Annotated in this window: 22 protein-coding genes; 8 read left to right on the forward strand and 14 right to left on the reverse strand. The window is 42.7% G+C overall.

Annotated features, from left to right (window positions below; all coding sequences use genetic code 11):
* Position 1 precedes the first annotated feature (1 nt).
* The gene (gene tatC, locus FCL48_RS10450) at positions 2–769 is read left to right on the forward strand and encodes a twin-arginine translocase subunit TatC (RefSeq protein ID WP_136872225.1); all 768 of its coding nucleotides are present in this window, start codon (positions 2–4) and stop codon (positions 767–769) included.
* A gap of 70 nt (positions 770–839) precedes the next feature.
* On the opposite strand, the gene FCL48_RS10455 is transcribed toward tatC, so the two are convergent.
* The 4 genes from FCL48_RS10455 to FCL48_RS10470 all read right to left on the reverse strand — a co-directional run bounded on the left by FCL48_RS10455 (position 840) and on the right by FCL48_RS10470 (position 4,932).
* Positions 840–1,853 carry a radical SAM protein gene (locus tag FCL48_RS10455; RefSeq protein WP_136872226.1) on the reverse strand — a complete coding sequence of 338 codons (1,014 nt, stop codon included), beginning with the start codon at positions 1,851–1,853 and terminating at the stop codon, positions 840–842.
* 157 nt (positions 1,854–2,010) lie between these two features.
* On the reverse strand, positions 2,011–2,517 hold the full coding sequence (locus FCL48_RS10460; RefSeq protein WP_305791015.1) for a nucleoside deaminase: 507 nt from the start codon (positions 2,515–2,517) through the stop codon (positions 2,011–2,013).
* A gap of 20 nt (positions 2,518–2,537) precedes the next feature.
* Positions 2,538–3,782, reverse strand: coding sequence for a hypothetical protein (locus FCL48_RS10465; protein WP_136872227.1), 1,245 nt, complete (start codon positions 3,780–3,782; stop codon positions 2,538–2,540).
* A 10-nt stretch (positions 3,783–3,792) separates the two neighbouring features.
* Entirely contained in the window at positions 3,793–4,932 is a 1,140-nt protein-coding gene (locus FCL48_RS10470; protein ID WP_136872228.1) for an SPFH domain-containing protein, read from the reverse strand.
* A 118-nt stretch (positions 4,933–5,050) separates the two neighbouring features.
* Between FCL48_RS10470 and FCL48_RS10475 the strand changes: the two genes are divergently transcribed.
* Positions 5,051–5,398, forward strand: coding sequence for a hypothetical protein (locus tag FCL48_RS10475; protein ID WP_136872229.1), 348 nt, complete (start codon positions 5,051–5,053; stop codon positions 5,396–5,398).
* A gap of 98 nt (positions 5,399–5,496) precedes the next feature.
* On the opposite strand, the gene aroB is transcribed toward FCL48_RS10475, so the two are convergent.
* Positions 5,497–6,570, reverse strand: coding sequence for a 3-dehydroquinate synthase (gene aroB, locus FCL48_RS10480; protein ID WP_136872230.1), 1,074 nt, complete (start codon positions 6,568–6,570; stop codon positions 5,497–5,499).
* Positions 6,571–6,707: 137 nt separating this feature from the next.
* Positions 6,708–7,985, reverse strand: a complete 1,278-nt coding sequence (gene sat / locus FCL48_RS10485) for a sulfate adenylyltransferase (protein WP_136872231.1) — start codon at positions 7,983–7,985, stop codon at positions 6,708–6,710.
* 859 nt (positions 7,986–8,844) lie between these two features.
* Here sat and FCL48_RS25450 point away from each other — a divergent pair.
* The 6 genes from FCL48_RS25450 to FCL48_RS10515 are packed head-to-tail and all read left to right on the forward strand — an operon-like array spanning position 8,845 to position 15,921.
* Complete coding sequence (locus FCL48_RS25450) at positions 8,845–9,423, forward strand: GspH/FimT family pseudopilin (RefSeq protein ID WP_136872232.1); 579 nt, start codon at positions 8,845–8,847, stop codon at positions 9,421–9,423.
* Positions 9,424–9,435: 12 nt separating this feature from the next.
* Positions 9,436–10,218: a prepilin-type N-terminal cleavage/methylation domain-containing protein gene (locus FCL48_RS10495; RefSeq protein ID WP_136872233.1), complete on the forward strand. Its 783-nt coding sequence runs from the start codon at positions 9,436–9,438 to the stop codon at positions 10,216–10,218.
* Between the two features lies 1 nt (position 10,219).
* The gene (gene pilV / locus FCL48_RS10500) at positions 10,220–10,678 is read left to right on the forward strand and encodes a type IV pilus modification protein PilV (RefSeq protein WP_136872234.1); all 459 of its coding nucleotides are present in this window, start codon (positions 10,220–10,222) and stop codon (positions 10,676–10,678) included.
* Positions 10,678–11,232: a PilX N-terminal domain-containing pilus assembly protein gene (locus FCL48_RS10505; protein WP_136872235.1), complete on the forward strand. Its 555-nt coding sequence runs from the start codon at positions 10,678–10,680 to the stop codon at positions 11,230–11,232. Before pilV ends, FCL48_RS10505 begins: the two co-directional genes overlap by 1 nt.
* A gap of 31 nt (positions 11,233–11,263) precedes the next feature.
* Positions 11,264–15,478, forward strand: coding sequence for a hypothetical protein (locus tag FCL48_RS10510; RefSeq protein WP_136872236.1), 4,215 nt, complete (start codon positions 11,264–11,266; stop codon positions 15,476–15,478).
* 47 nt (positions 15,479–15,525) lie between these two features.
* Positions 15,526–15,921 (forward strand): hypothetical protein, encoded by a 396-nt coding sequence (locus tag FCL48_RS10515; protein ID WP_136872237.1) that lies wholly within the window; start codon positions 15,526–15,528, stop codon positions 15,919–15,921.
* Between the two features lie 133 nt (positions 15,922–16,054).
* Here the strand turns inward: FCL48_RS10515 and FCL48_RS10520 are convergent, their stop codons facing one another.
* The 8 genes from FCL48_RS10520 to glmM all read right to left on the reverse strand — a co-directional run bounded on the left by FCL48_RS10520 (position 16,055) and on the right by glmM (position 25,649).
* Positions 16,055–17,425: a sigma-54 dependent transcriptional regulator gene (locus tag FCL48_RS10520; protein ID WP_136872238.1), complete on the reverse strand. Its 1,371-nt coding sequence runs from the start codon at positions 17,423–17,425 to the stop codon at positions 16,055–16,057.
* Positions 17,426–17,475: 50 nt separating this feature from the next.
* A complete protein-coding gene (locus tag FCL48_RS10525; protein WP_136872239.1) occupies positions 17,476–18,996 on the reverse strand; it encodes a sensor histidine kinase in 1,521 nt (506 codons plus the stop codon).
* 252 nt (positions 18,997–19,248) lie between these two features.
* Positions 19,249–20,016 carry an ABC transporter permease gene (locus tag FCL48_RS10530; RefSeq protein ID WP_136872240.1) on the reverse strand — a complete coding sequence of 256 codons (768 nt, stop codon included), beginning with the start codon at positions 20,014–20,016 and terminating at the stop codon, positions 19,249–19,251.
* On the reverse strand, positions 20,013–20,930 hold the full coding sequence (locus FCL48_RS10535; protein ID WP_136872241.1) for an ABC transporter ATP-binding protein: 918 nt from the start codon (positions 20,928–20,930) through the stop codon (positions 20,013–20,015). The genes FCL48_RS10530 and FCL48_RS10535 overlap by 4 nt, the downstream gene beginning before the upstream one ends.
* Positions 20,927–21,865 (reverse strand): hypothetical protein, encoded by a 939-nt coding sequence (locus FCL48_RS10540; RefSeq protein ID WP_136872242.1) that lies wholly within the window; start codon positions 21,863–21,865, stop codon positions 20,927–20,929. The genes FCL48_RS10535 and FCL48_RS10540 overlap by 4 nt, the downstream gene beginning before the upstream one ends.
* Before the next feature lie 152 nt (positions 21,866–22,017).
* Positions 22,018–22,599, reverse strand: coding sequence for a type IV pilin protein (locus FCL48_RS25760; protein WP_136872310.1), 582 nt, complete (start codon positions 22,597–22,599; stop codon positions 22,018–22,020).
* 826 nt (positions 22,600–23,425) lie between these two features.
* Positions 23,426–23,995: a prepilin-type N-terminal cleavage/methylation domain-containing protein gene (locus FCL48_RS25765; protein ID WP_169309183.1), complete on the reverse strand. Its 570-nt coding sequence runs from the start codon at positions 23,993–23,995 to the stop codon at positions 23,426–23,428.
* A gap of 301 nt (positions 23,996–24,296) precedes the next feature.
* On the reverse strand, positions 24,297–25,649 hold the full coding sequence (gene glmM, locus FCL48_RS10555) for a phosphoglucosamine mutase (RefSeq protein WP_136872244.1): 1,353 nt from the start codon (positions 25,647–25,649) through the stop codon (positions 24,297–24,299).
* Between the last annotated feature and the right edge of the window lie 12 nt (positions 25,650–25,661).

Genomic DNA, 25,661 nt, shown 5'->3' on the forward strand with positions numbered 1-25,661 from the left:
CATGTCTCAATACAACCTAGAAAAAACTATCCCGGCACTTGAACGGAGCATTGAGTTTTTCAGACCACATCACCTCGAACTTCGCAAAAGACTCATTGTCGTCTGCGGGTCAATTATTGGCTGCACCGTTGTTGCCTACATTTTTGCTGAAAAAATTGCAGCACTTTTCATCTCTCCACTTTTTAAGGCAAGCCCGCTCGTCTACAAACTCGTCTATACCAATCTGCCCGAGGCATTTCTCGCCTACATCAAACTGGCGCTTCTTGTGGGCGTCATCTGCTCAATGCCCGTAGCTATATATCAATTATGGTCTTTTGTAGCCCCTGGACTCAGGGAAAATGAAAAACAATTTGCCGTAACCGTAGTGTTTTGGTCTACCCTGCTGTTTCTGGTGGGCGGCACATTTGCTTTCTTCGCCGTAATCCCCCAAATGCTCACATACTTTATGAGCTACGCCAATGATGGTCTTGAGCCTTTGCCTAAACTCTCCCAGTATCTGACCTTTGTGGCAAGAACAATTCTGGCATTTGGCCTGTCATTTCAGATCCCCTTTCTCATGGTGATGTCCAGTAAAGCCGGGCTGGTACAGGCTGCGTATTTTCGAAAAAAGAGAATGTATTTCTATATAGCAATAATTTTCCTCTCCTTTCTGCTTACCGCAGGAGATTTTATGGCAACGACCCTTCTGGCCATCCCGCTCTTCTTCCTCTACGAAGCTGGAATATTTCTAAGCAAACTTTTCAAGAAAAGACAGCCAACTGCGAAGTAGAGAAAGCAGACACCAAAACGGTTAAATGCGACCAGATGAGGCCGCCTGGCACAAAATACGAAGAGAAGCGTTACTTCTTCTCAGGTACAATCTCCTGCTTTAACAGGCAGCAGGAAATTTTATACTTCGGTTTTTGGTCCTGATCGTACTCGATGGTGTCTGGCTGTAATAGCTTATTCATGACACAGCCCTCATCGATATGTAATTGAAAAAAATCACTCTCGTTAAGACCCGTAACTTTCAGCAACTTTCCGTTTTCTATAACATAACTGTGAATTGGATGATCCTCGCACAGTGGGCACAGATACACCCTGCCATTGGGAAAGACAAAATAGTTCTCCGCCACATTACCTGCACACTGAAAGACTTCCCCGTCATCTAAAAAAACTTTAGGATAGGTAACACGTATTCCCTCTTCGGCCGCCTTTACAGCGACCTGCGGCACGACATCCAGCCACTCTTTCCTCGTTACCTGAGAGGTTTCTGAACTCACGTTTTTAGCAGAGTTGCCACGAAGTCCTATTACCTGAATGAAGAACTTTTTCACCTTCAGTTTTTTCAGAAGCGGTACCATACGTTCAAGGTGGAGAATGTTTTTTTTACTCACCGTGAAAATGACGCTGACATTGAATCCTTTTTTTACGGCTTTTTCTATGTTCTCAGTGCAAATCTCAAACACCCCCTCTCCCCGAATAGGATCATTTACTTCCGCGTCAGGACCATCAAGACTAAAACTTAAATAATCAAGGAGGGCGGGTGTGGTTTTCTCGAGCAAATCATGAAAGAGATAGCCGTTTGAATCAACGGTTACTGCAAAGTCCAATTCTTTTGCTCTGGCAATCGCATAGCCAAGATCAGGGTGCAGAGTCGGCTCCCCGCCTAAGAAAATAACGTTGGACTTTTTTTCGCTGTCGGCGAAAAGCCGCAGCCAGTCCACAATCATTTCTTTACTGAGCTGGTTGGTCCCATGTTGTTCTTTATTTATGTAGCAGTGCTTGCAGGCAAGATTACAAGCAGTAAGGATATGAAAGAAGATATTCCTTTCTCCCTCTTTAAAACCAACGGTTCTTGCAATATTTTTCATGATCGTATTCTTAAGTGAGCTGTCCGAAGCTTTTATTTACAACGGCCCCGCACAATGTTTGTTCAAATTATTAAAAACTGCAGCCCGTATCTATCAAAAGACTCCTCCCGAAGAGAAACAGAAGGACCAAGTTCTTAAATACCTGCTGATTTTTCGGTTACGATTGCTGCAACGTGTACCGGGCCAGGTAACTGTCTTTTAAATAACTATTCTGCTGGTTAGTAAAAAATGTCTTGAACAGTTCAAGACACTCGCTACGCATTACCCCGCCTCGAATCTCAAGATCCATTTTTCGGTACAGCGGTGCAAGTTCGGCCAAAGGTAGATTGGTGCCCCCTCCCATTGCATCCTCATAGCCGTAAATAATTTTCCGCACCCCATTCACAATCAGAGTCGAAAAACACATAAGGCAAGGTTCCATGGTCGAATACACCGTCACTTTACTTAAATCTTCCACCCGACCGTTTGCCACCAGATACCGCAGGGCGTTAATTTCGGCATGGTCTATCTCATTAGCCTGCCCGCCACTATGATCTCGACTGCCAGAGGCGACGACCTCACCACCCAGTTCAATCACACAGCCCACAGGGAATTCGTGTTGTTCTAGGGCAGCCCTTGCCTGGATAAGTGCAAAGCCCATAAAAAATGTATCACGTTCCATCATCGCCAACCTTTTTATACATCTCAAAGACTTCTTCCGTAACGAACGGCCGCGACCTGAAGTGCTGCCGGAGTATGCACTTGAATATAATCATGAACTTTTTTAGCAAAGGGCAAAAAAACAAGTTCGGAACGACTCACCTCTATACGAATCTCTGACAAATGTAATAGCTTTTTCTTTTTACCAACGGTGAGATGCGCCAAGATGCTTTTAATTGACTGAACGGCTTCACTTTTATTTAAGGTAACAGGATGGCTGGAAACCTTTTCCATGGGGCCTCCCTCTGGGATTTTCCCCTGGGCTATTGTCAACTGTGAGGCAATCTGCAAAAAGGTTTTCGGGTTGACCTTAAAGGCAGGGACAAAAAAATAGAGAGGCTCTTGCTGCATTGATTCCGGAGCGATAATTGGTTGATTGGTAAAACGTAGCAACGCGCCATAATCTTTCAGATCATGTCCGGTCGTGGAAAAATGAATCTTCCAAAAAGGAAAGTATTTGGAATATTTTCTGTTATTTTCCGCAACACTCCAGTGAACCTTGACGAGACGTGTTTTCTCCTCAGCCCAGTGAATATTACAGTTACCACACCGCAGAACCCGACTGTCTCTTTCCCCTTGCAGCAGTCCACCACAGGCAGGACATATTGTACTGATAAAAAGAGGTTCCCAGGCTTTTTTACTTTTACAGGTCTTTGGCCTATCTCCAAGCAAATTCACCGCTCCAAGAGATCGCTTATCAACGGCGTCTATGACATTGCCGTTTCGTAGATACAGTGGCTGATAAATCAGACTGATCGTCTCGCCGATAAAGGCTCGGTGCAAAATCTGTTTTTTATTGTTATCTGAGAAAAGATCAACAAGTTTAGCCGCCTGGAGAAACGCCTCTTTAACAGGGACCGTCTGTAGATAAAATTGTCCCTGGACCTTAGATGTAACGGGGCGGATCTTCATGGCCTGAGGGCGCAGGCCAAGGGACGGCGGCAATGTCTGTAATTCCAGTGCCAGTCGGGTGGTATCGACGATTTTATATCGGACCTGATCATTTTCAACAAAATACACGGTCCCTTTGAAACGTAGATATGGAACATAGATAAGTTCACTTTCTTCAACGTCATCAGGAAGGCTAAAGGGCAGAACATACCGGGAAGCAGACAGATCCAGACGAAAATTCGTCACATCACAAAACTCGCACCGAATCAGTTTATCATCTTCGTTCAGGACAATCTGCGCCCCGCAGGAAGGGCAGCTCTGCTCAATGGTCAGATTCATGAGACCAAAATCAGAGTGCCAGACCGCAGTTATTACAAAACATTGAGCCTGAGAGATTTTCCGTCTGACAATTTGGACAGGTCTGCTTTTTCTTTTTTTCGTCGGTGGCCTTGCCACACTGGGAGCAGAACTTGGCCTTTGGCGTGAGATTCTTGCCGCAATGTACACATTTGAGTAACATGAGGACCTGATGGCCACAAATAGGACAAAAACGCGAATCTGCTGGGATGCTGTTCTGACAGTCAGGGCACGAGATCATCGCGGGTGAACTTTGCGCGGAACCATTGTGCTGGCCTGTTACCCCTGCTCCCATTCCTGTAAACATTGAAGGTAACAACATACCCATACCAAGACCAAGGCCTGCCCCTGCCTCACCATGACTGTCAGATATTTTCTCCATGGCCATCGCAGCTTTCAGCTTCATGAACTTTTCCATATCATGGATGAGTTCCATTCTGCTCTTATCATCAATTGCAGATTGCACTTCATCGGGGGGTGTGATCGAGGTTATATATAGCGCAGAGAGCCTTAAACCATAATCAGCAAAATCACCAGCGAGCCTGTTTTGCAGTTCTGCTGAAAGCTGATCAAAACGACCGGGTAAATTGAGAATTGTATCGAGAGTTTCACCCAAATAATCATTGAAGCGTGAAACAATAACCTGCTTGAGATAGCTGGCAATAGCATCTGTATCAAGACTTCCCATCGTTCCAACGAGGCTGTTGATAAAAAGAACGGGCTGGACAATTTGAATATTATAAATTCCATGGGCCCTTAAGCGGATAAGGCCAAGTTCGCTGTCTCTAAAAGCGACAGGATTCTGCGTGCCCCACTTATTGTTGGTGAAATGTTTGAGATTGGCCATGTACACTTCTGCACGAAGTGGGCTGTCGCCTCGCCAGGGAATGGACAGAATCTTGGTAATTAAAGGAAGATTGCCGGTTCTCAAAGTGTATCGACCAGGACCAAAACAGTCACAGGCCTTGCCCTTATAAAAAAACACTGCGGCCTGACTCTCACGCACGGTTAACTGCGCTCCGAATTTAATCTCACCCGACCCGTTTTCCGGAAGACGATGCACAAGCTCCCTGCCAGACTCATCAAACCATTCAATGTTTTCTAAAAATATTCCGCCGTCAAATCTATTCATATTAAATACCTTTATACATCAAGTGTCGTAAGTGTCCTTGCGAAGGATCACAATAAGAATTACTGTAGGGAAATAATATCATAATTATTAACAAGTTGAGCAGGAGTTTTTACAAATTATGCAATTTAAAGATTTATGGGACCTTGAAAGTGCTATGAAGGTTCTCCAACACGATACTGTCGAAAGCAAACTCTGGGCAGAAGCTGTCGAATGGCTGATGTTATACGGACCACCTGAAATTCAGCAACTGCTTCTTGAAGCCTCGGCAACAGCTACCAACAGCTCTTTTCCGGGCCTTACTCCGACACACTTCAGTACAAACGGAGAACCTGTCTATAACGTTAAAGAGCTGGCGGAATCCTTAGGTATACCTGAAGAAGAAGTGCAAAAGATTCTTGCAGAAAAAGAAAATGCCCACGGCACTCCACTGCTTACACCTTTCAAGACAAATGAGACTGTCCACTAAGAGCGGCGTCTAGAAATAACTGGTTGATTGCAGCTCAATACCGGCAACACCGGATAAACCAGGGTGCAACGGCCTGCAACAGGTCATGGAGTCCTCTTTTACCCCAGCACCATATCTATCTGAGACTCAGTGACTTTATCTGTGATGATCGTGTTACCAATGGTTGTTGGCAATACAAAAAAGACCGTTCCAGCAACTGTCTTTTTATCAGTAAGCAGGTATTCTTTAATCCGCCTGCGGTCAAGTTCTCCAGGCACTGTTATGGGCATTTTGTAATCTGTTAGAATCTGCACCACCTGCCCTGCTTCTTCTTTTGGCATTACATTATTTAATACGGCAAGATTTGCTGCTGCCACCATCCCGATAGATACAGCAAGACCATGGATGATGGAATAATCAGAAGCACCCTCCACCGCATGCCCGATGGTATGGCCATAGTTGAGAATACGCCGAACACCCCCTTCCCTCTCATCTTCTGAGACGACGTCTGCTTTAATTTTGCAGCAGGTAAAAATAACCTTTTCAAGACTGGCAGGATCCAGCTGCAGGATTGCCTCGCGTGCCTCTAAAAGATAGTCAAAAAACTCTCGATCACGAATAACACCATATTTAATGACCTCACCAAGGCCTCCAAGCAGTTCTTCCTTTGGCAGAGTGCTAAGAACATCGATATCAATATATACTGCTTTAGGTTGATAAAAAGCACCAACCAGGTTTTTCCCCTCTGGGATATCAACACCGGTTTTTCCACCGACAGAACTATCCACCTGTGCGAGCAAGGTGGTGGGAATTTGAACAAATGGTATCCCACGCATATAGGATGAGGCTAAGAAACCTGCAATATCACCACTCACCCCACCACCAAAGGCGATAATTGCATCCTTTCGATCAAAGCCGAGACGTGCCAACTGACTGGCAAGAGTGGCAACAGTTGCAAGATTTTTATTGGCTTCCCCCATGGGAAAGGTGATTATCTCAGCCTTCAATCCGGCTCCGGCAAGAGTTTTCATCAGCTGTGGTCCGTAAATCTCAGCTACCCTGTCATCTGCAACGACACAATACCGGTTACCGATGGCCCTTTTTTTCAGGTCATCTCCGATACGTTCCAGACAGCCTTTTTCTATAATAATGGGATAACTTCTATCCCCCAAACCTACCGTCAACTCCGCCATAACATTCACCAACCCTTAAGAAAAACCTCAATATCCCAACCAAAATGAATGAAAAACTTACCCTAAATTAAAGAAAAAAAAAAGGGAGATACCGCCTATGACGATATCTCCCTTTTTTGACTAATAAAAGTCAGTGATTACATGGAATCACCAGATGCGGCACCCTGCATCTTCACTTCAACTTTCTCTTTCAAACCTGCATAGTAGACCTTCAGGTGGTCGAGAACTTCATTACGTCCGAAGTGGTCAACAATCTCAGCACCATCAGAAAGCGCTTTACGCAGCTTGGTACCGGAAAGGATAACGCGGGAAGCTTTGTCGTGTGGACAGGTACGAAGAGAAGCCATACCATCACACTCGGTGCAGTAGAAGGTCCAGTCAATTTTCATTGGCTTACAGAGGAGATCTTTTGCATCGTCACCAGTTGTAGGGATACGATCAAATATTTCCTGAGCTTCGAAGAGACCATAGAAATCACCAACACCAGCATGGTCACGACCAATCAGCATGTTGTTAACACCATAGTTCTGACGGAAGGTAGCATGGAGAAGACCTTCACGAGGACCGGCATAACGCATATCAAGAGGATATCCAGCGTTGATAACGTTCTCTTTTACGAAGTAGTTATCGATGAGGATATCGATTGCCTGTACACGGGTCTCTGCAGGAATATCACCTGGCTTGAGGTTACCGATAAGAGAGTGGATGAGAACACCATCACAAACTTCAACAGCGATTTTTGCCAGGTACTCATGTGAACGGTGCATTGGGTTACGAAGCTGAAGAGCAGCAACATTTGCCCATCCACGCTCATCAAACATTGCACGGGTCTCTGCAGGCTTGAGGTAAACGCCTGGGTACTCTTTAGGATAAGAACCCTCAGAAAGTACTTTTACAGGACCTGCGAGGTTGAACTCTTTCTGGGCAAGTACCATGATGACGCCTGGGTGATCCTGTGGAGCGATTTCCCAGAATTTACCATCAACTGACTCTTCGCCTTCGCCAAGGAATACTTTTTCACATTCCCATTTTTTGTCAGCTTCGGTCATCTCGTATTTTTCTTCAACGAGCATGGTAGCATAAACAGTACCTTTGCGAACGAGAGCAATCTCAGAACCTACAGCGATGTCAGCAGCATCTGCGGCAGCAACGTCGAGGGTGATGGGCACTGGCCAGAAAGTACCGTCAGCCATCTGAAAATTCTCACAAACACCTTTCCAGTCAGCTTTTTTCATGAAACCGGTCAGTGGAGAAAAACCACCGATACCGAGCATGATCAAATCACCTTTAGCACGATCAGAGATCTCAATCTGCTTGAGGCCAGCTGCTTTTTTGAGTTCTGCTTCACGTGCATCACCTTCAAGCAACGCACATACCAAACCTTTACCACCATGTGGGGCAACTAATTTAGACATAGAACACCTCTTTTGTTAAAAGTTAAAAAATATAAATAAAACTAACACCACAACAAAACTATGCATGGCATACTGAATCGTTATTCATTTCTAGGGCGTATATATAAAAATATTAGGAAAAATGTCAAGCGAAAACCTCATTGACCATTATGCATTAAATCGGGTGAGCTGATATATTCAATGCAAGCCAACCTGCTTTGCCCTTAAAAGTAGCTGAGCATTAGCTACACAAATGAGTGCTAAGCAGAATCCACTCATAAAATTTTAATAACCCAGGCAGAACAATTCGTCTTAATTTCGGCTAACTGCGTTTCGCTGCTTCACCCAAGAGCTGTTCCTGTTCTCGATTTTTATCCAAAGTGAGGAATACAATCAACTTGATTAGACAATTGGTAAAATGGTGCGTTTCTTCAAAAAGGTTGAATCATACTTACGACTCATATTAGCAACAAACTGTCGAACCATAAAAAATTAAAGTAATATTAGCCTGATCTCCATTTTAGGATTCCTGCCACATGATAAAAAATACAGCGATTTAATTTATCGAATTACTTGAATTAGTGTTGAATAAAAGTTTATCATTTCTGTTGTACTTTTTATGGTTTTTGACGAAGAGATTTATCCACCTCTTTTCTACAACTATAAAAAAGATTAACAACATTGTATTATTTTATAAATATTTTTAACAATAGGCATGAAAACTTATAATTTCCTCTAGTTTTCTAAAAAAGGTACCGTTTACAAGGAATAGATAACCCTTTAATTAAACGTCTTTTATACCAAATTACATACTACAACAAATGGACTGGTTTACATTTTGCAGACTATTTTAAAAACTCCACTTTAACAGACACCTAATATGAAAAATAAAAACATCTATAACTCAAAAAGGCCACAAGGATTTACATTAATTGAAATTCTTATTGTTGTTGCGATTATAGGTATTATGGCCGCAGTAGCGGTACCAAACATCATGCAATGGATGCCGAACTTACGTTTAAAACAGGGGGCTAGAGACTTACTTTCAGCAATGCAAAAGGCAAAACTCGAGGCTGTCAAAGAAAACAGGACTGCAATAGTAGCACTAACAACTGTGAATTGTTCTGCAGCACCTGTTACCAGTGTCCCGAGTCCAGGGGGCAGTTACCGTATCTTCATTGACGACGGTGGCGGAATTCCAGCCAATGCTAACAACCAAACAGAAGACGTCGGTGAAACTTTAGTAACTGCGGGGACGATGCCACAAAATGTAGCTCTTTGTGCAAATGCCAATGGACATACGATGGATTTTCCTGGAGCATGGACCGGCTTCACCTCCCAGGGATTTCCACAAAATCTTCCTCCGGCTGGAGGCAAGGGTACCGCCACGATAGTTAACGATCAAAACCAAGTCTATACACTGACCGTGTCAACAGCCGGTGTAATTCGATTACAGTAGAAAGGAAGATATATGCTAAAAAACTATCATGAGGATGGATTCACCCTGGTTGAGGTGATGATCGCCCTGCTAATGGCGGGAATTATGGTGGCTGCTATTTTCACTGCCTTTACCACACAGCACAAGAGTTACACGATGCAGGAACTAGTGGCCGAGATGCAGCAGAACCTGCGGGTGGCTCAATACGGCCTTACCACAAATATCAGGATGGCAGGATACGATCCCGGAGGGAAAGCAGGTGCTGGTTTTGTCTCTGCTGATGTTTCCCGGTTTAATTTCACCGTTGATATCATAAATAGTGCGGGGCCCACACCTGAATATGATGGAGATGTTGGTGATCTCAATGAAAATATCACGATAGGTTTTTCAGCCGGCAACGATGGTGATAATAACGGGTTAGCCGATGACACAGACGGAGACGGTGAGGCGGATGTAGCTACAATGATTTTAGAGAATAAGGACAACCTAGCAGCAATTACTGTTCCTCCTCAGGACTGGGCATTTGCCGATAATATCGAAGCGATTGAGTTTCAGTATTTGGATGAAGACGGCAATATTCTGGCAACACCAATGGCCGCAGGCTCTGCCCAACTCGACGATATTCGTTCCATCCGGGTTTCCATACTTGCCAGGGCCTCCAGGCCTGACCCGAACTTCCTCAACCAATCGGTTTATACCCCTGCGTCAGGTGTGGCCTGGGACCTGAATGGTGCTGCTGCCGGAAATGCGGCAAATGATAATTTCAGAAGACGGCTGTTGATCACTACTATACATTGCCGGAACATGGGGTTGTAATATGAAACAATTAAAGAATCAAAAAGGTTTTACTTTACTTGAGGTTCTCATCGCTCTTGTTATTTTGGCCATCGGCATACTGACAGTTGCAGCGATGCAGACTACCGCTATTCGAGGTAATGCGACCGCCAGCCACATGACTATAGCCAATGCATCGACCACAGACTTGTTTGAACGTCTTTTGAATGTGAGCTATGACGATGCACTTCTTACTGATGGTGTCCACACCGACGCAGAAATAGTAACGGTACCAGCATTCGTTCTACCAGACAACGTCACTGGCATTACCTGGACCGTTAAGACCGGTACAAGTACCGATGGTGTCGATGATGATGGCGATACAGATATTGATGAAGGTGATGAAGTGGGTATAAAATTCATTAACATGACCGTCACTTACAGCGATGGCGGTAGGAATAAAACTCGCGTTATTAATTTTTTCAAACATGAGCTACTTTGATGAATAATTCACAAAACAAATTTTTAAGGCCTGGCAAAGATGAGCATGGGTTCGCCTTGGTTACAGCATTGCTTGTTTTGGTGGTACTCACACTCATTGGTTTTTCTGCAATGAATACAACTACTTTTGAAATTCAGGTTGCCGGAAATGAGAAAAGCGCGGCAGATCGTTTTTTTGCAGCAGACAGTGGATGGAAACAGGCCGGGTCCTGGCTGAACAGTCACGCCTCTGCTCCTGAATTTTACAATCTGTTAAACCCGATTGCCACCCCAGCAAAGGACTCCATGAATTATTCAACCGACGATTTCGTTCGTAATTTTGGAGGTGGTGCCTATCTGGCTTTGGAACCTCCTTTTGCGGCGAATACCGAAGATGGCAGGATTAATAATACTCAAAGTATCCCCTACTGGTATAGAGTTGTGTACATCAACGATGAAGCTGCCGTTGACTTTGGAACTGGATACAGGAATTTTATATATTTTGCTGAATCCTACGCCGACAACACGGCCAATATCTCAACACGATTAAGCAGAGTATTCAAGGTAGGATATTAGCAATTTTTCAATGGTTACGTAGGAGAAATTTATGTATTTGAAAACAGTAGCAAACAAGATGCCGTATCTATTTCGTCTTTCACTGCTGATCGTGATCTCCATGGTTGCTACAGAGGCTAAAACAGCCTGTCTTGTCGACAAGGATGGCACGTACATTGAGGCAGAACACTTTACCGGGAGCTCACAACTTGCGTCATCTCCCACCTCCGTGAATCAGTTTACTCTACTCGACGATGCAAGTTATAGTAACGGGCAAGCGTTAGTATCTGGAACTGGTGGCTATGCGGCAAATACACCGGGAAATGAAGTAAAAGAATATGAATTGACTTTTCCAGAGGTAGGTACGTATCAGATCTGGATGCGAGGGCGTTCCGGAGGTGATGGCAATAGCGACTCAATGTTTTTCACCCTTGATAACCAGACATGGAAGGCATGGAATTACGGTGGCAATAATTCCAGCATCACCTGGACGTCATCGATGCAGGTGGGTGGAGACAACACGATTGAAGTAACCGTTATTACCCCAGGAACCCATACCCTTAAAATCGCCATGCGCGAAGACAATAGTATCATTGATGGATTCTATATCACTAAGGGGTCGGAGGTGCCTGACAATACTTTTATGGACCCAACGGTCAAAACCGTCCTCAACCCTCAACTTGGCTGTGTTGGTGCTTATTGGTCAACAGATAACAACTTGGTTGGTGTAACAAATTACTATGGCTATAACGCCCCTTCCACTACTGTAACAATTACCAATATCGGTGAAGATGATACCCAGGCAGCCACTATTTCCGTGGATCAAAGCTGGGTCAATATAGACGATACCAGTATGGCTGCACTTTTAGCCGGTGACTCCCATACAATTACTCTCAGTTTTGCCACTGCTGCTTTAGCTGTTGGTACACACAGCGCTGAGATTACGATCACTGGTGGCGCAAACAATAGCGGACTCACTATCCCTATCACCCTGCTGGTAAAGGATGCACCGGCCACGGCTGCTTGCGGGGAAGTACCACTTTACGCGCAAAATCTTGTAACTCCTGCCATCATGGTGCAGCTCGACTCTTCGGGCAGTATGAATACGAGCATGACGCTTGCAACTACAGTTGGCCAAAACACCAGTTCTCTGACAACCATCGTTCAAAACATTGTTAATCGTACGAATTGGCAACCGAACAATGCAATGGGTTTTGTTATCAGCGGAACCGGAATTAGAAGAGCATGGTCATACGATGGCAACGTTAATAATGCTCCCGTACTCAGCATTACATATAGCTCTGGAACGGGAAATACAGTTACTGTAGAACAAAACATATTCGGCTCCGGTAATGATATTCAAGGTTCTACAGGTAACATTAATACAACAGCAACCTATTTAGAACTAGGCCGTTCAGGTGAACCTGTAGGGTTACGTTTTACCGATGTGAATGTTCCACAAGGCGCCACGATAACCAGCGCGTATATAACCTTCACGGCATACCAGCCAGATGCCGCGACATCAAACTTGACGATTAGAGGTGTAGCTGAGGACAATGTTACAGATATCACGACCACCCCGAATCTAACGAGTTCAGTTACATGGTCACCGTCAACATGGAGAGCATCAATGCAACGAATTGATATTGCAGAAGATGTCCTTTCAGAGGTTTTTCAGGATCAAACAATTTCCTGGGGATTTGCCACCTGGGAAGGAGGAAACTGTAATAGTTCAGGTTCGGATGATGCTCCTGACTACTATACCGACTATGTGGTCGGTTGCCACGAACATGATCAAACACATTACGATGCATTACAGCAACATGTTTACGACGGTTATACCGCTGGCTGTACTCCACTGGTTCCAACAATGCGTGCAGGTCTGGAGTATTTTAAAGGGAATCGCTCAGATAACAATTACGGTGAACCCTATACTATACTGAGCTGTCAACCAAGAATCTTGGTTATTGTTACCGACGGACAAGGAAACACTGCCACAGACAATACCCGCATTGACACTGTTGTTGATGATTTAATAGCTGAAGGTGTAAGTATTGTTACTGTAGGATTCGGACTGACGAATGCCGCTCAACTCGATCGCATTGTACAAAAAATGCAGACTGCTGGCGAAGCCGATGATGAGGATGATCTGTTTCATCTGCACAATGAAGATGCCAACGGTGTAGCGATTCCTTTCATGGCACAAAACAGGCAGGAATTTATTGACGCAATGAATGACATTGTCAAAGCCGTTAAAGCACAGGTATTTTACGGCTCTTCTCCAGCTGCGACAACTTCTGCCTCCGATGACACTATAGGAGTTTTACTCAACGCTTCTTTTGATGCAAGTGATTGGTCTGGATCACTTACGGCTAAGGAATTCGATGCCTTTACTGGTGAGTTAAACCCTATAGCAAAGTGGACGACGACAACTACCCTCGCAGGCGCCACCATTAATGGTTTTATAGCTGACAGTATTGGAACTGTGACGGCTTACAACGAAGCAAGTATTACTGGGGACAATTTTCTCTGCAAGCCTATGGGTGATATTATCAATTCGGTTCCAAAACTTATTGCAGACCCACCCTATTTTTATAAGTTCGACAATTATTCTAGCTTTAAATATAACGGAAATGTGAGAGCCAGAGACGATTTAGCGTATGTGGCTTCAAATGATGGTGCGCTTCATGCATTTCTGATAAGTGATGGGACTGAAAAATGGCGCTTTTACCCATCTGCCGTCACTGCTGAATTAGGTTTGGCCACTACCAGTGCGGTGGACGATATGTGTTCATCTGCCTACTGTCACAAATTTCTTCTCGATGGGTCCCCTCAAGCGGCAGATGTTAATGTCTATGAAGATGCTATTAGCACTGTAAAGGAGTGGAAGACCATTTTAGTTACAGGACAGGGAAAAGGGGGAGGATCATTTTTTGGCCTCGATGTTACCTACGGTAATGATTTTGTCGCTGCTACGAATCCCAGTAAATTATTATGGGAGTATAGCAGCGGTGACCTGGGTCTAGCCACATCCACACCTGTCACCCAAAGAGTATCTGTTTTTGAAGAATCATCAATTGCTCCGACTGTTGCAACCTCTGAAAGCAGCTGGGTTACTTTCTTTGGCTCGGGTTCTGCCTCAACAACGCTGCTGCAATCAGAAAAACAGGCATATATTTTTGCCATAAATAGTTGGGATGCAAGCCCTGTTTGGGAAGATTTAGCCGAAAACGATGTTGCCAGTGTAAAACTTTCTGCTACTGAATTAAAAAATGATAAACCAGCATCACCCATTGTCGTTGATATTTTTAACGACGATTATCTCTACGATGCCTTATATGCCGGAAATCTTTATGGCAACATGTATCGAGTGAGCAATATTGGCGTTAATCAGGTCCCCGTTGTTCAGGAAATTTATGACTCAGGTCTTACAGATCATACATCTCCGGTGACCGCTAAAGCCGAAGTAGCATATGCAGACAATAATGACTACTGGGTCTATTTTGGTACCGGACGCTATGAGGACCAAGTCGATAAATTCACTGTAGATCAGCAGTACTTTTTCGCATTACAGGAAAATTTTGATACCCCAGATAATACCGACTCCAGCAAAGATGAACTTCATGAAGTCGCTGAAAAAAACACTCCATTTACAATGAGTGACCTGGTCGTTCTTACAACAGGTATTGTTGAAGGGTATGCAATTGACAGTGACGGTAACCGCGTGGATCAGGATGGAAATGGTAATATTGACGCTGATGATTTACTGAAATATAGAACCCTTAGTTGTCCTTTTCCTGATACGGACGGTAACTGTAACCCCGATGCTGAGTCCTGGGTTTTAAAGCTGGCTATACCAACAGATAGCGGTAGCGAAAGAGTTATATCTCGGCCTCTCATTGTTGCAGGAATTGCGTTTTTCGCAACTTTTGTACCTGATAGTGACGTTTGTGCTGGCGATGGAGACACGTGGCTCTTCGCTATAGATATGAAAACTGGCGGAATCGTCAGTAATGCAGTCTTTGATTTGAACGACGATGGCACATTTGATTCCTCTACTGACAGGCAAATCAAAACAGGTCTGACAGACGAAACAACGACTCTTATTGGTGGAATATATATAGGTGAAGGAAAACCTACAGATGAATTAGTATTGCATAATGATATTTTATTTGTGGGTACAAGTACCCAACCGCCTTTACCAATTAAAGTCAACTTGCCCGACCAGCGTGCAAAACTGAAGGCATGGAGACAGAAATTCAATTAATGTAGCAGTATCTAAACATACTATTGTTGTGCAAGATGAGGTTTGATATGAAAACGATATATTTATTCACACTTATTTGTCTCCTGGGGTTTTCAGGACTTTATTCGAGTGTTTTTGCTGCGGATACTGAAACGGAAAGACTGGAGATTATCGATCAGGTATATGAAATGGCTCCTGATGGTAGTTATTTACAAATTGGTGACTACGGAATAACCGAAGTTGAAAATATCTGGCGAGAAGATTCCTCCGGAGAAAAGATAAGTCTTCCTTTAAATCGAATTCAAACAGGTTCTACTGTCAAGGCACGAATCGTTGCAAATGAGACTCCCGGAATGTGGACAGCCGAAGAAATATATCTGATCGATGAAGGTGAACAAAAAGAGGTTAAAAATGAACCAAGTAGTAGTGAAATTCGTCTTGAAAATGGTACTTGGAAAAATTAGCTACATCCTTTTCCTTTGAAACAAAAAGGCTCTCTGAAAAGAGAGCCTTTTTGTTATCTCATTTTAAATCATCGATACAAATTAACAATATCTTCACAACAAGATTATTCAAATACACACAATACCTACTCCACTACACCTCAATATATTCCTTTATCTTATTGAGAAGCGAAGGATAACTTATTTCTAAAATATCGGCAGCCTTGCTTTTGTTTCCATCTACTGAGTGCAATGCACTGGATATCAGTTTTGCCTCAACTATTTTGCGGGCCTTTTTTAATGAAAGGGTTCCAAGTAAATCGACAAGATCATCACTGTTTTTTGCAGGCCTTGCTGTAGCTACAAAATTATCTATTTCCAATATATGTCCATCGGATAATATTGCGGCACGCTCAATGACATTCTCCAATTCTCTGACATTGCCGGGCCAATCATGACGCATCAGTAGCTGCATTGCGCTTGGGGATATTCCAGTAATTTGTACGCCTATATTTCTATTTATTTTGTCTATAAAAAAAGAAGTTAAACCAGAAATTTCATCTTTACGATCCCTCAGAGGCGGGAGGTGAAAAGCAACGACATTCAATCTGTAAAATAGATCTTTGCGAAAGGTGCCATCAAAAACTGCTGATTCAAGATTTTGGGAGGTTGCCGCAATGATTCGTACATTAATCTTTCTTGCCTGTAGCGCTCCAACGGGCTTTATTTCTCCTTCTTGTAAAACGCGAAGAAATTTAACTTGCAGGGAAATAGGCAACTCCCCTATTTCATCAAGAAACAACGTACCATTATTTGCTTCTTCAAAGAGGCCTTTCTTGTCTGAATTTGCTCCAGTAAATGAACCTTTGACATAACCGAAAAATTCACTCTCCAGCAACTCTGACGGAAAACTGCCACAATTAACTGCGACAAATGGCTTATCCTGCCTTGGACCAGATTGCACTATTCCTCTCGCAAACAATTCTTTACCAGTACCACTTTCTCCAGTAATCAGTACACTTGAATCATATTGAGCAATTTTTTTTGCGATACTGATCAAGCCAAGCATTTTCTTATTGACAACAACCATTGCCTCGAAACCACGTTGACCTTGTAACTCCTTTACCTGTTGTCTGAGAATTTTGTTCTCTCGTCGCAACTCTTCACGCTCACCCGCTTTTTTTAAAGCAAGTAAAACCTCCCCACTCTTAAATGGCTTGGTTATAAAATCATACGCTCCAAACTTCATGGCCTCCACAGCACTATCAATTGTGCCGTAGGCAGACATCATGATAACTACAACCTGTATTTTTTCTTCTCGTAATTTTTGCAGAAATGCCAGGCCATCCATCTTCGGCATTTTCAAATCACAGAGGATGAGGTCGAATTGGCCCTTGATAACTGCCTCAATTCCCTGCAGCCCGTCTTTGGCCAGAGAAACTTCATATCCTGCGCGACTCGTCATAACAGAGAGCATATGCCGCATGTTCTCTTCATCATCGATTATTAATAATTTCTCCGCCATAACATCAGTACAGTAAACTATGGTGCAGAATACTTTCAGATTTTATCATCTCATTCCCCGTCATTATCTCGATACGGCAATTGAATTCTTACACAGGCCCCACCAGATTCATTGTTCACAAGAGACATTTGACCACCAAACTGCTCCACCAGGGTATAGGAGACAGCAAGCCCCAACCCCGTACCTTTGCCAGGTTCTTTCGTTGTGAAAAATGGGTCAAAAACATTTTCTAATTGTTTTGGATCAATCCCCGCACCATTATCCAAAATATCAACAACAACAGTTGGCTGACTTTCATCCTTTCGCTCAAATGATATCGTAATGGAAATTGCCCCTGTATCCATATCACTTCTTTCTTCAATGGCATCAATACTATTAAGCAGGCAATTCAAGAACACCTGTCTCAAACTATCGTGGTCCGCCATAACAGTAACACGAGATGTGTGATAGTTTTCTATAAAATCAATCTGTCTCGATAATTTACGCCCTCTCAACATAACCACTAAATCTCTTAAGATTTCATCAATATTGACATTAGTAAGTTGAGGTTTCGATTGCCTTGAATAGTCAAGCAATTGCGAAATGATAGTATCCATTCTGGCGACCTCACTCCCTGCTCTGGTCGCAAACTGCCGACACTCCAGAGTTGAGATATCATCATGCTGCAACATTTCCAGATAGCCTTTTACAATTCCAAGAGGATTTCCGATTTCGTGGGCTAAACCTGCAGACAAGCGGCCTACAGTTGCAAGTTTCTCGGCTCGAACAACCTCGCTTCGTGCTTGCTGTAATTTTTCATTAGTACGCTGCAAAGAATCAACTGTTGAACGTAAAGTAAGATTATCTTTTTCTATCCTTTGCATCATCTGTCTTAAACGAAATGCCAGCTGTCCAAATTCGTTTTGGTCGCGTCGAAAAAGTTCATCCGTATGATTAGCACTGACATAATTATTCGCTAATTGTACCAGTTGATCAAGGGGGCGAATCAACAATTGCACCAATCGGTAGAATCCGACCACTGTTAAGATAATGGCGTTAACCAAAGTGTATACAGCAACAATGTGCACACATTTTCTAATATTGTTGTACACATGTCCTAAGCTGCCAGATATGGATATACCTCCAAAGAATTCGCCACCACGAGACAAGGTGGAGGTAAGAGTGAATGACTGTTTTTCTAGTAATATTTTATCAAAAAAACTTCCAGACACTTCGATCAAGTCTTCACCAGTAGCGAAAATTTGCATCAATTTCTTCTTATTGAGTGTTTTCTTCTCGCATCCAACAGGCTCCGCACAAAATGCACCGTCTATTAAAATTTCAAAACAAACTTCATCTTCTCCAGCTGACAACGTTAAATCATGTAGTAAACTGGGAAACTGCTCACAACTGAACTCTTCTCTTTGTATTTTCTCAGTTACAACCTGCAAGACCTTGTAAGCATGGTGGATCTCCTTTTTCGTAATGTCTTTATACCATAAAACAAAGACCACCATCGATAATGTAAACATACCTATAGAGAGTAAACCGAAGATAAAAAATGAGATTTTTAGTTTCAGGTTTTGCAGCATAGCTTATCAAGGCTCCAAGCCATCTGAGCTAACAACAGAAGAGAAAGGTAAACAAATGCGTATCGTTTCATTCTTGTTATTATGTGGAGAAAATTCACTTCTACACATCCACCTTCAATAACAGCAGCATATATTCACTACATAATTACTTGAGTATAGCTTTTTTTAACGACTTCGAAAGGTAAACTTAAGACCAGTCGTTAAAATGCGACCGGATAATAGGCAGGGTGTAAATAATTTATACTATTTTGCTTATCTAATGTCTCGTTTGTTAAAAATGTATAAAGACAAAGCCAAGATCATTATGGTGTAAGTTGCAGCATAGCTTAAAGAAAAGATAAATTCAGTCCAAGGAATATCGATACCATGAACGACACGAGCCTTAAAGTTTAACGTTTCGAGATTGGGGAAGGAGTAATAGAGAACATCCGCGGTTTTCTTAAGTGCAGGATTGTCTAAACTAGCAACAAGGACTTTGAAGTCTAAGGTGAGGTGACCTATAATAAAAACAGCTAAGGTCAACATGCCACTTAAAAATGGTGATACGAAGGTTGAAAACAGCAAAGCCACTGCCAGGATGAGCTGCAACTCAAAACATATTGGTACAATCGCCATGAAGAGTTCCCATGGTATTAGCTGCTGCTTTAAATAACAGAGTACAAACAAGCCAGCTGTCATCACAACCACCTCCACCATAAGGGTAAATGAAAGTCCTAAATACTTGCCAAGCACAAACTGATAACGAGAAATAGGGTTGGCGAGAATCACATAGATTGTCCGTTTTTCCATTTCTTTATAGACCAGGCTGATACCGACGAAAATCGCAATAAGTACACCAAAGAGCGAAATAGCTGCCAGGCCGAAATCCTTGATTATTTTTATTTCATCTCCGATTGTCAGGTTACCGAGAATCAATGAGAAGCCTAACATGAGTACAGCAAAGGCGAGCAAGCTGTAAAAAATCTTATCCCGAATCGATTCCCTGAATGTATTCAATGCAAGTACGGCAATTTTTTTCATTTTTCTTCTTTTCCAGATTGATTATAAAATTCTTCAAGATTTACGCGTTGCGGACCAAAAGAGAGCACTCTACCGCCACTCTCTTCAATCTTCTGGATCATTTTTTTTGCCTCTACTTCTCCGTTTGTTTTAAGGAGTATTTGATTTTTTGTTTTATGAACGATACAATCCTCATAAGGAGAATTTTCAGGTAAACTGCTACAGGTGATCTCCCAGTGAGCCACCTTGTTATCAAGCATTTCACTCACCTGAACAATTTCTTGCAATTTCCCCTGCCGGATAATTGCGGCCCTATCGCACATGATTTCTACATCCGAGAGAATATGGGAAGAAAAGATAACCGTTTTTCCCTGATCCCTGCAGCCAAGAATAATATCGCGCATCTGTTTTCGACCATTGGGGTCGAGCCCTGACATCGGTTCATCTAAAATAAGAATGTCTGGATTGTTCACCAAAGCCTGAGCAATTCCTATACGCTGGAGCATTCCTCGAGAAAATTTTTTCAAAGATCTACTTTTAGCATGTTCTAATCCGACCAAATGTAACAATTCCGGAATCCTCTTTTTTCTCGCCTCTCCTTTCATGCCTCTCAGCCGACCATGGAAATGCAAAGTTTCCTCAGCAGTTAGATACATGTAAAAGTAAGGGTTTTCCGGTAAGTACCCTACGCGTTCCCTAGCCTTCTGATCTGCAGGGTCACCAAAAATAGAGAGGGTTCCGCTATCAGGGCGAATAAGGTCGAGTAACACTTTAAAAGTAGTTGTCTTGCCGGCACCGTTGGGACCTAAATACCCAAGGATCTCTCCTTTCTCAACAGAAAGAGAAAGAGCGTCCAATGCAACAAATTTCTTACCCCAAAAACCAGTTCGGTAGGTCTTACTCACTCCGCTGATGGAAATAGCCGCAGTGCTCATTTGGGCTCCTCAAGAAAGATTAAAGGCTGATCCGTTTCCTGTGTCTTTTTATCAAGATGCAAATTTAAGTCGTCCACATCAGAGGTCGATTGAACGATGCCTTTTTTAATAATTTTATATTCACCGCCATATGGCTCTATAGGTAATGATTTCAATATATTAGCACCAACAAGTTCTTTAAGATCTGTGGGGTACCTCCCCGTATACTCATGGAATTTTTTGATTGCTGTGTTAAAAACGCTAATGTGCTGTTTAATCTTAATATCTTTAATTCTCTTATCCAGTTCAGCTATTCTCTCTGGTGTGTCAGCAGATGCAAGCATTTCTTGGAGAAAGGGAAGAGCGAGCTCAGGGTCTTGTGAGTTGGCGTAAAGACGCGAAACAAGAAGTGGTAAATATGGAGGACTCTGTGGAAAAGAAGCCGCTATTTCTAAATATTTGGCTGCCATCAAGTAATCTTCTTTATGGTGCATATAATTATATGCCATGAAAAAGGGTAAATACCAATACCGTCTATCTTTGTGTGGTACATTCGCTATCCCTTTCTCAAGTATTTCAATACTCCGATCAACAGTTTTTGAATCATCAGAAAAGACAATCCCAGCAAATTCATACGGATACTGAAAAAGAGGATCAAGCGTTGTGACTATATTGATTAAAACATGAAGCTTTTCGTTTTTTTTATCTATAACACCTTGACTACCGAAAAAACCTATTGCTTTTATCCATAATAAATCCGCCAAGGCCTCATCATAGGAAAGGGCAAGCCCTTTAAGAAAAGTACCGTTGGGTAAATAACTAATGTCTGAAAAAATTGGAGTTTTTTTTGGAGTTTTATCGATATGCTTCTGTAGACCAAAAACTACACTGTAGCACAAGATTATGAGTACAATTGGTGCAATAGAAAAGAAGTTTTTACGTATTTGAAGGTACATTGTCTTCTAAAATTAATAATCTTTTTTTATTAAATAAACAATCAGAAGAACTGAATGTCAATTTGAAGTCGCCGTCTCCATAAAAGAGTCTGGCCAAATGGCCAGACTCTTTTAAAAATACATTTACTGCAACCAGCCAATATAAGCTAACTTTAAAATTCACCAGGTGCGGCATCTTCAACAGTAGTTACAAGCGTTATTGCGCCAGCCATAAGGGATGTTGCAGCCACAATAGGTGCACCAGTAGCAGTATCATCTGTCGCAAAACCAAATTCACCATTAGTAAGATTTCTATCAAGGTCAGCAACTGCACTAGCTGCGTAGTCGGTTCCTGTTGTATTAGCTACCATATTACCAATTGCTGCAGCGTTGTCTTGCGCTGTTAGGACTTCATATACATAAAAGACATTACCCGCAGGAGCATAACCAATTTCTCCCCAACCAGCTCCAGCTACAGGTGGTACATCCCATGCCTGCTTAGTACCTTGTCCGTTAACTCCTGCATTGGGATTAACTACGCAATCAGCATAAAATTCATTCTCTGCTCTATATGATAGTTGTGATTTTTGTATAGCCCCCAAGTTGGTTTTTGCTTCAGCAGTTTTTGACTTCAGCTGATAAGTCAGAAAATTAGGTACAGCGATAGCTGCCAAAATACCAATAATAGCAACAACGATCATGAGCTCAATCAGAGTGAAGCCTTCTTTGTTTTCTACTTTTTTTGCTAGATTCATTTTCACAATATCTCCTATCGTTTTTTGCTGTTCTTTTATTGAATGGATAGTTGTGAACTATGGTTGTCCATTTCACTCTCAAGTTGCAATATAAAGACCAATTTGCACCAGAAAAGTTTAAATAATTACAATATGGTGTAATTTTTTCTCTACTGCCTTATATACTGTGCCTTATTTTTTTTACCACGAACAAATACGACCATTGTCCTCTTTTTTCTACCAAAAAAGGACAAGGTACTGACAAAATATGTCAGTAGCCTATTTGAGTAATATGTAGCATGTTAATCTTAGTGTGCGTCAATGTTCGTAATCGCCAAGGCAATGACATTTTTTTTCGTGCGTACGACGATGTCGAATGACTGACCGGCTTCGTCTGGAATGAGTGGCCGAAATCAATGAAACATGCGTGAGACAAAGGGCCGCTATCCAGCCTTCAATAGGCCCCACAATAAGAGCATAGAATGGACAGGATCGATTAAAAGGAATAGAAGGTGACCGCCTTAATGCTATCATCTGTGCCGCTGTGATGAACTGCAGGAAGTTGATGAAGTTCATCGAAGGATTTTACGCCAACTTTTTCATTGGCTTTTTGTCCAAGCATTCTGGCCTGAAAAATGGTGGGCGAGTTCGCTATCCAAGAATCGCTTTTTTCAGGATCGACTTGTTAGATCATCACTTTTGTAAAACCCTCTGTTATTCTATATAATAAACAATCAGAAGAGCCAAATGTCAATTCGAAGTCCCTTATCCAAAAAAAAAGAGTCTGGTCAAATGACCAGACTCTTTTTTAAATACATTTACTGCGAGCAGCTAGTATGAGCTAACTCTAAAATTGACCAGGTGCGGTATCTTCAACAGTGGTTACAACCGTTACTGCCCCAGTCATAAGAGCTGTCCCAGTAACAACAGGTGCACCAGTAGCGGCATCATCTGTCGCAAAACCAAACTCACCGTTAGTACCATTTTTATCAAGGTCAGCAACTGCACCAGCTGCGAAGTCGGTTCCTGTTGTATTAACTGCCATATTACCAATTGCCGCAGCATTGTCTTGAGCTGTCAAGACTTCATATACATAATAGACATTACCCGCTGGAGCATAACCAATTTCTCCCCAACCATCACCAGCTGCGGGTACATCCCATGCTTGTTTAGCGCCTTGTCCGTTAACTCCGGCAGCGGGGTTTTGTGCGCAATCAGCATAAAAGTCATTCTCTGCTCTATATGATTGTTGGGATGTTTTTATTGCACCCAGGTTGGTTTTTGCTTCAGCAGTTTTTGACTTCAGCTGATAAGTCAGGAAATTAGGTATAGCGATAGCTGCAAGAATACCGATAATAGCAACTACGATCATGAGCTCGATAAGGGTGAAACCTTCTTTGTTCTGTAGTTTCTTCATAACATTCATCTTCATTTTACATCTCCTATGTGTTTGTTTAGAGGTTCAATTAATGTGAACCAGTTATGAACGTCTTTGTTCGTTCTGGTTTATTTTAAGCAATAGTGATGCCATTTTGAAATTTTTATAAAATATTATTAAAAAGGTTGTCTTTCCTAGGTCTTGAGGGCAGCTTTATTATTTCTTTCATATTATGAACAGGAATATTTGAGATTTTTTGAGAACAAAGTGCCCAAAAAAGACAGGCCACTGACAAAAAATGTCAGTGGCCTGTTTTGGTGACGTAATTTGGTTATTTGTCTTACTGTGCGTCGGCTTTTTCTACTAACCTGCAGAGATTATCTGCAATTTTATTGATTATATCATCATCCTGACCTTCTACCATCACCCGTATAACTGGCTCCGTACCTGAAGCTCTAACGAGAATTCTCCCTTTTTTACCCAAGTCATCTTCATGCTTTTTCAACGCTTCGTCAAACCCTGGAATTGTAGCAATATCAATCTTCCTTGAAGTACGGACATTTTTCAGCACCTGGGGAAAGCTGGTCATAACCTTGGCAAGTGTTGAAAGTGGTTTCTTGCGTTTTTTCATGATGGCAAGGAGTTGAAGGCCTGCAAGAATCCCATCTCCGGTTGTGATATGATCGAGGAAAACAAGATGGCCTGATTGCTCGCCACCAAAGCTGTAACCATTCTTGCGCATGCTCTCTACAACGTATCTGTCCCCAACTCCAGCGCGGACCATCTTGCCACCCATCTTTTCCATGGCGATTTCAAGGCCCATGTTTGACATGACTGTTGCTACAAGGGTCTTTTTCTTAAGCTTTCTCTGGACGATCAGTTCCTGGGCACAGATAGCCATAATATGGTCGCCATCAACAACCTCGCCGTTCTCATCACAGACAATGAGACGGTCGCCATCTCCATCAAGGGCAAGGCCGATATCCGCCCCCAGTTCTTTCACCTTTGCGGCCATCTTTTCAGGATGAAGCGCTCCACACTCATGGTTGATGTTCTTTCCGTCAGGTTCGACACCAATGGTCGTCACCTTTGCCCCAAGCTCCTCAAAGACATGGGGTGCAACTTTGTACGTCGCGCCATGGGCACAATCAAGGACAATATGAAAATCTTCTAAAGTATAATTCTTTGGAAAGGTATTTTTTAAAAAGACGATATAACGTCCTTTGGCATCATCAATCCTTTTTGCCTTGCCGACTTCATCGGCTACTGGCCTGAGCGCCGCCATTTTTTGCGAGAAGATGAGGTCCTCTATCTGCGCCTCTATATCGTCAGGCAGTTTAAAACCATCGCTGGAAAAAATCTTTATGCCATTATCCTGAAAAGGATTATGGGAAGCTGAAATAACCACCCCCGCATCAGCGCGCATGGAGGTTGTAATAAAGGCAATGCCCGGAGTTGGCAGCGGACCAACCTGAAGCACATCAACCCCCATGGAGCAAATTCCTGCGGCCAGGGCATTTTCCAGCATATAACAGGATTGTCTCGTATCCTTTCCTATGACGATGCGGTGCCCTTTCGCCTTGTCTTTGACGATAAAGGCAATGGCCCTACCCACCTGCATTGCGATCTCAGTGGTCATGGGATAAATATTAGCCACGCCGCGAATCCCGTCTGTACCAAATAACTTTCTCATTGATGTTTTCTA

Origin of the sequence: Desulforhopalus sp. IMCC35007 (assembly GCF_005116575.1) — a bacterium.
Lineage (GTDB): Bacteria > Desulfobacterota > Desulfobulbia > Desulfobulbales > Desulfocapsaceae > Desulforhopalus_A.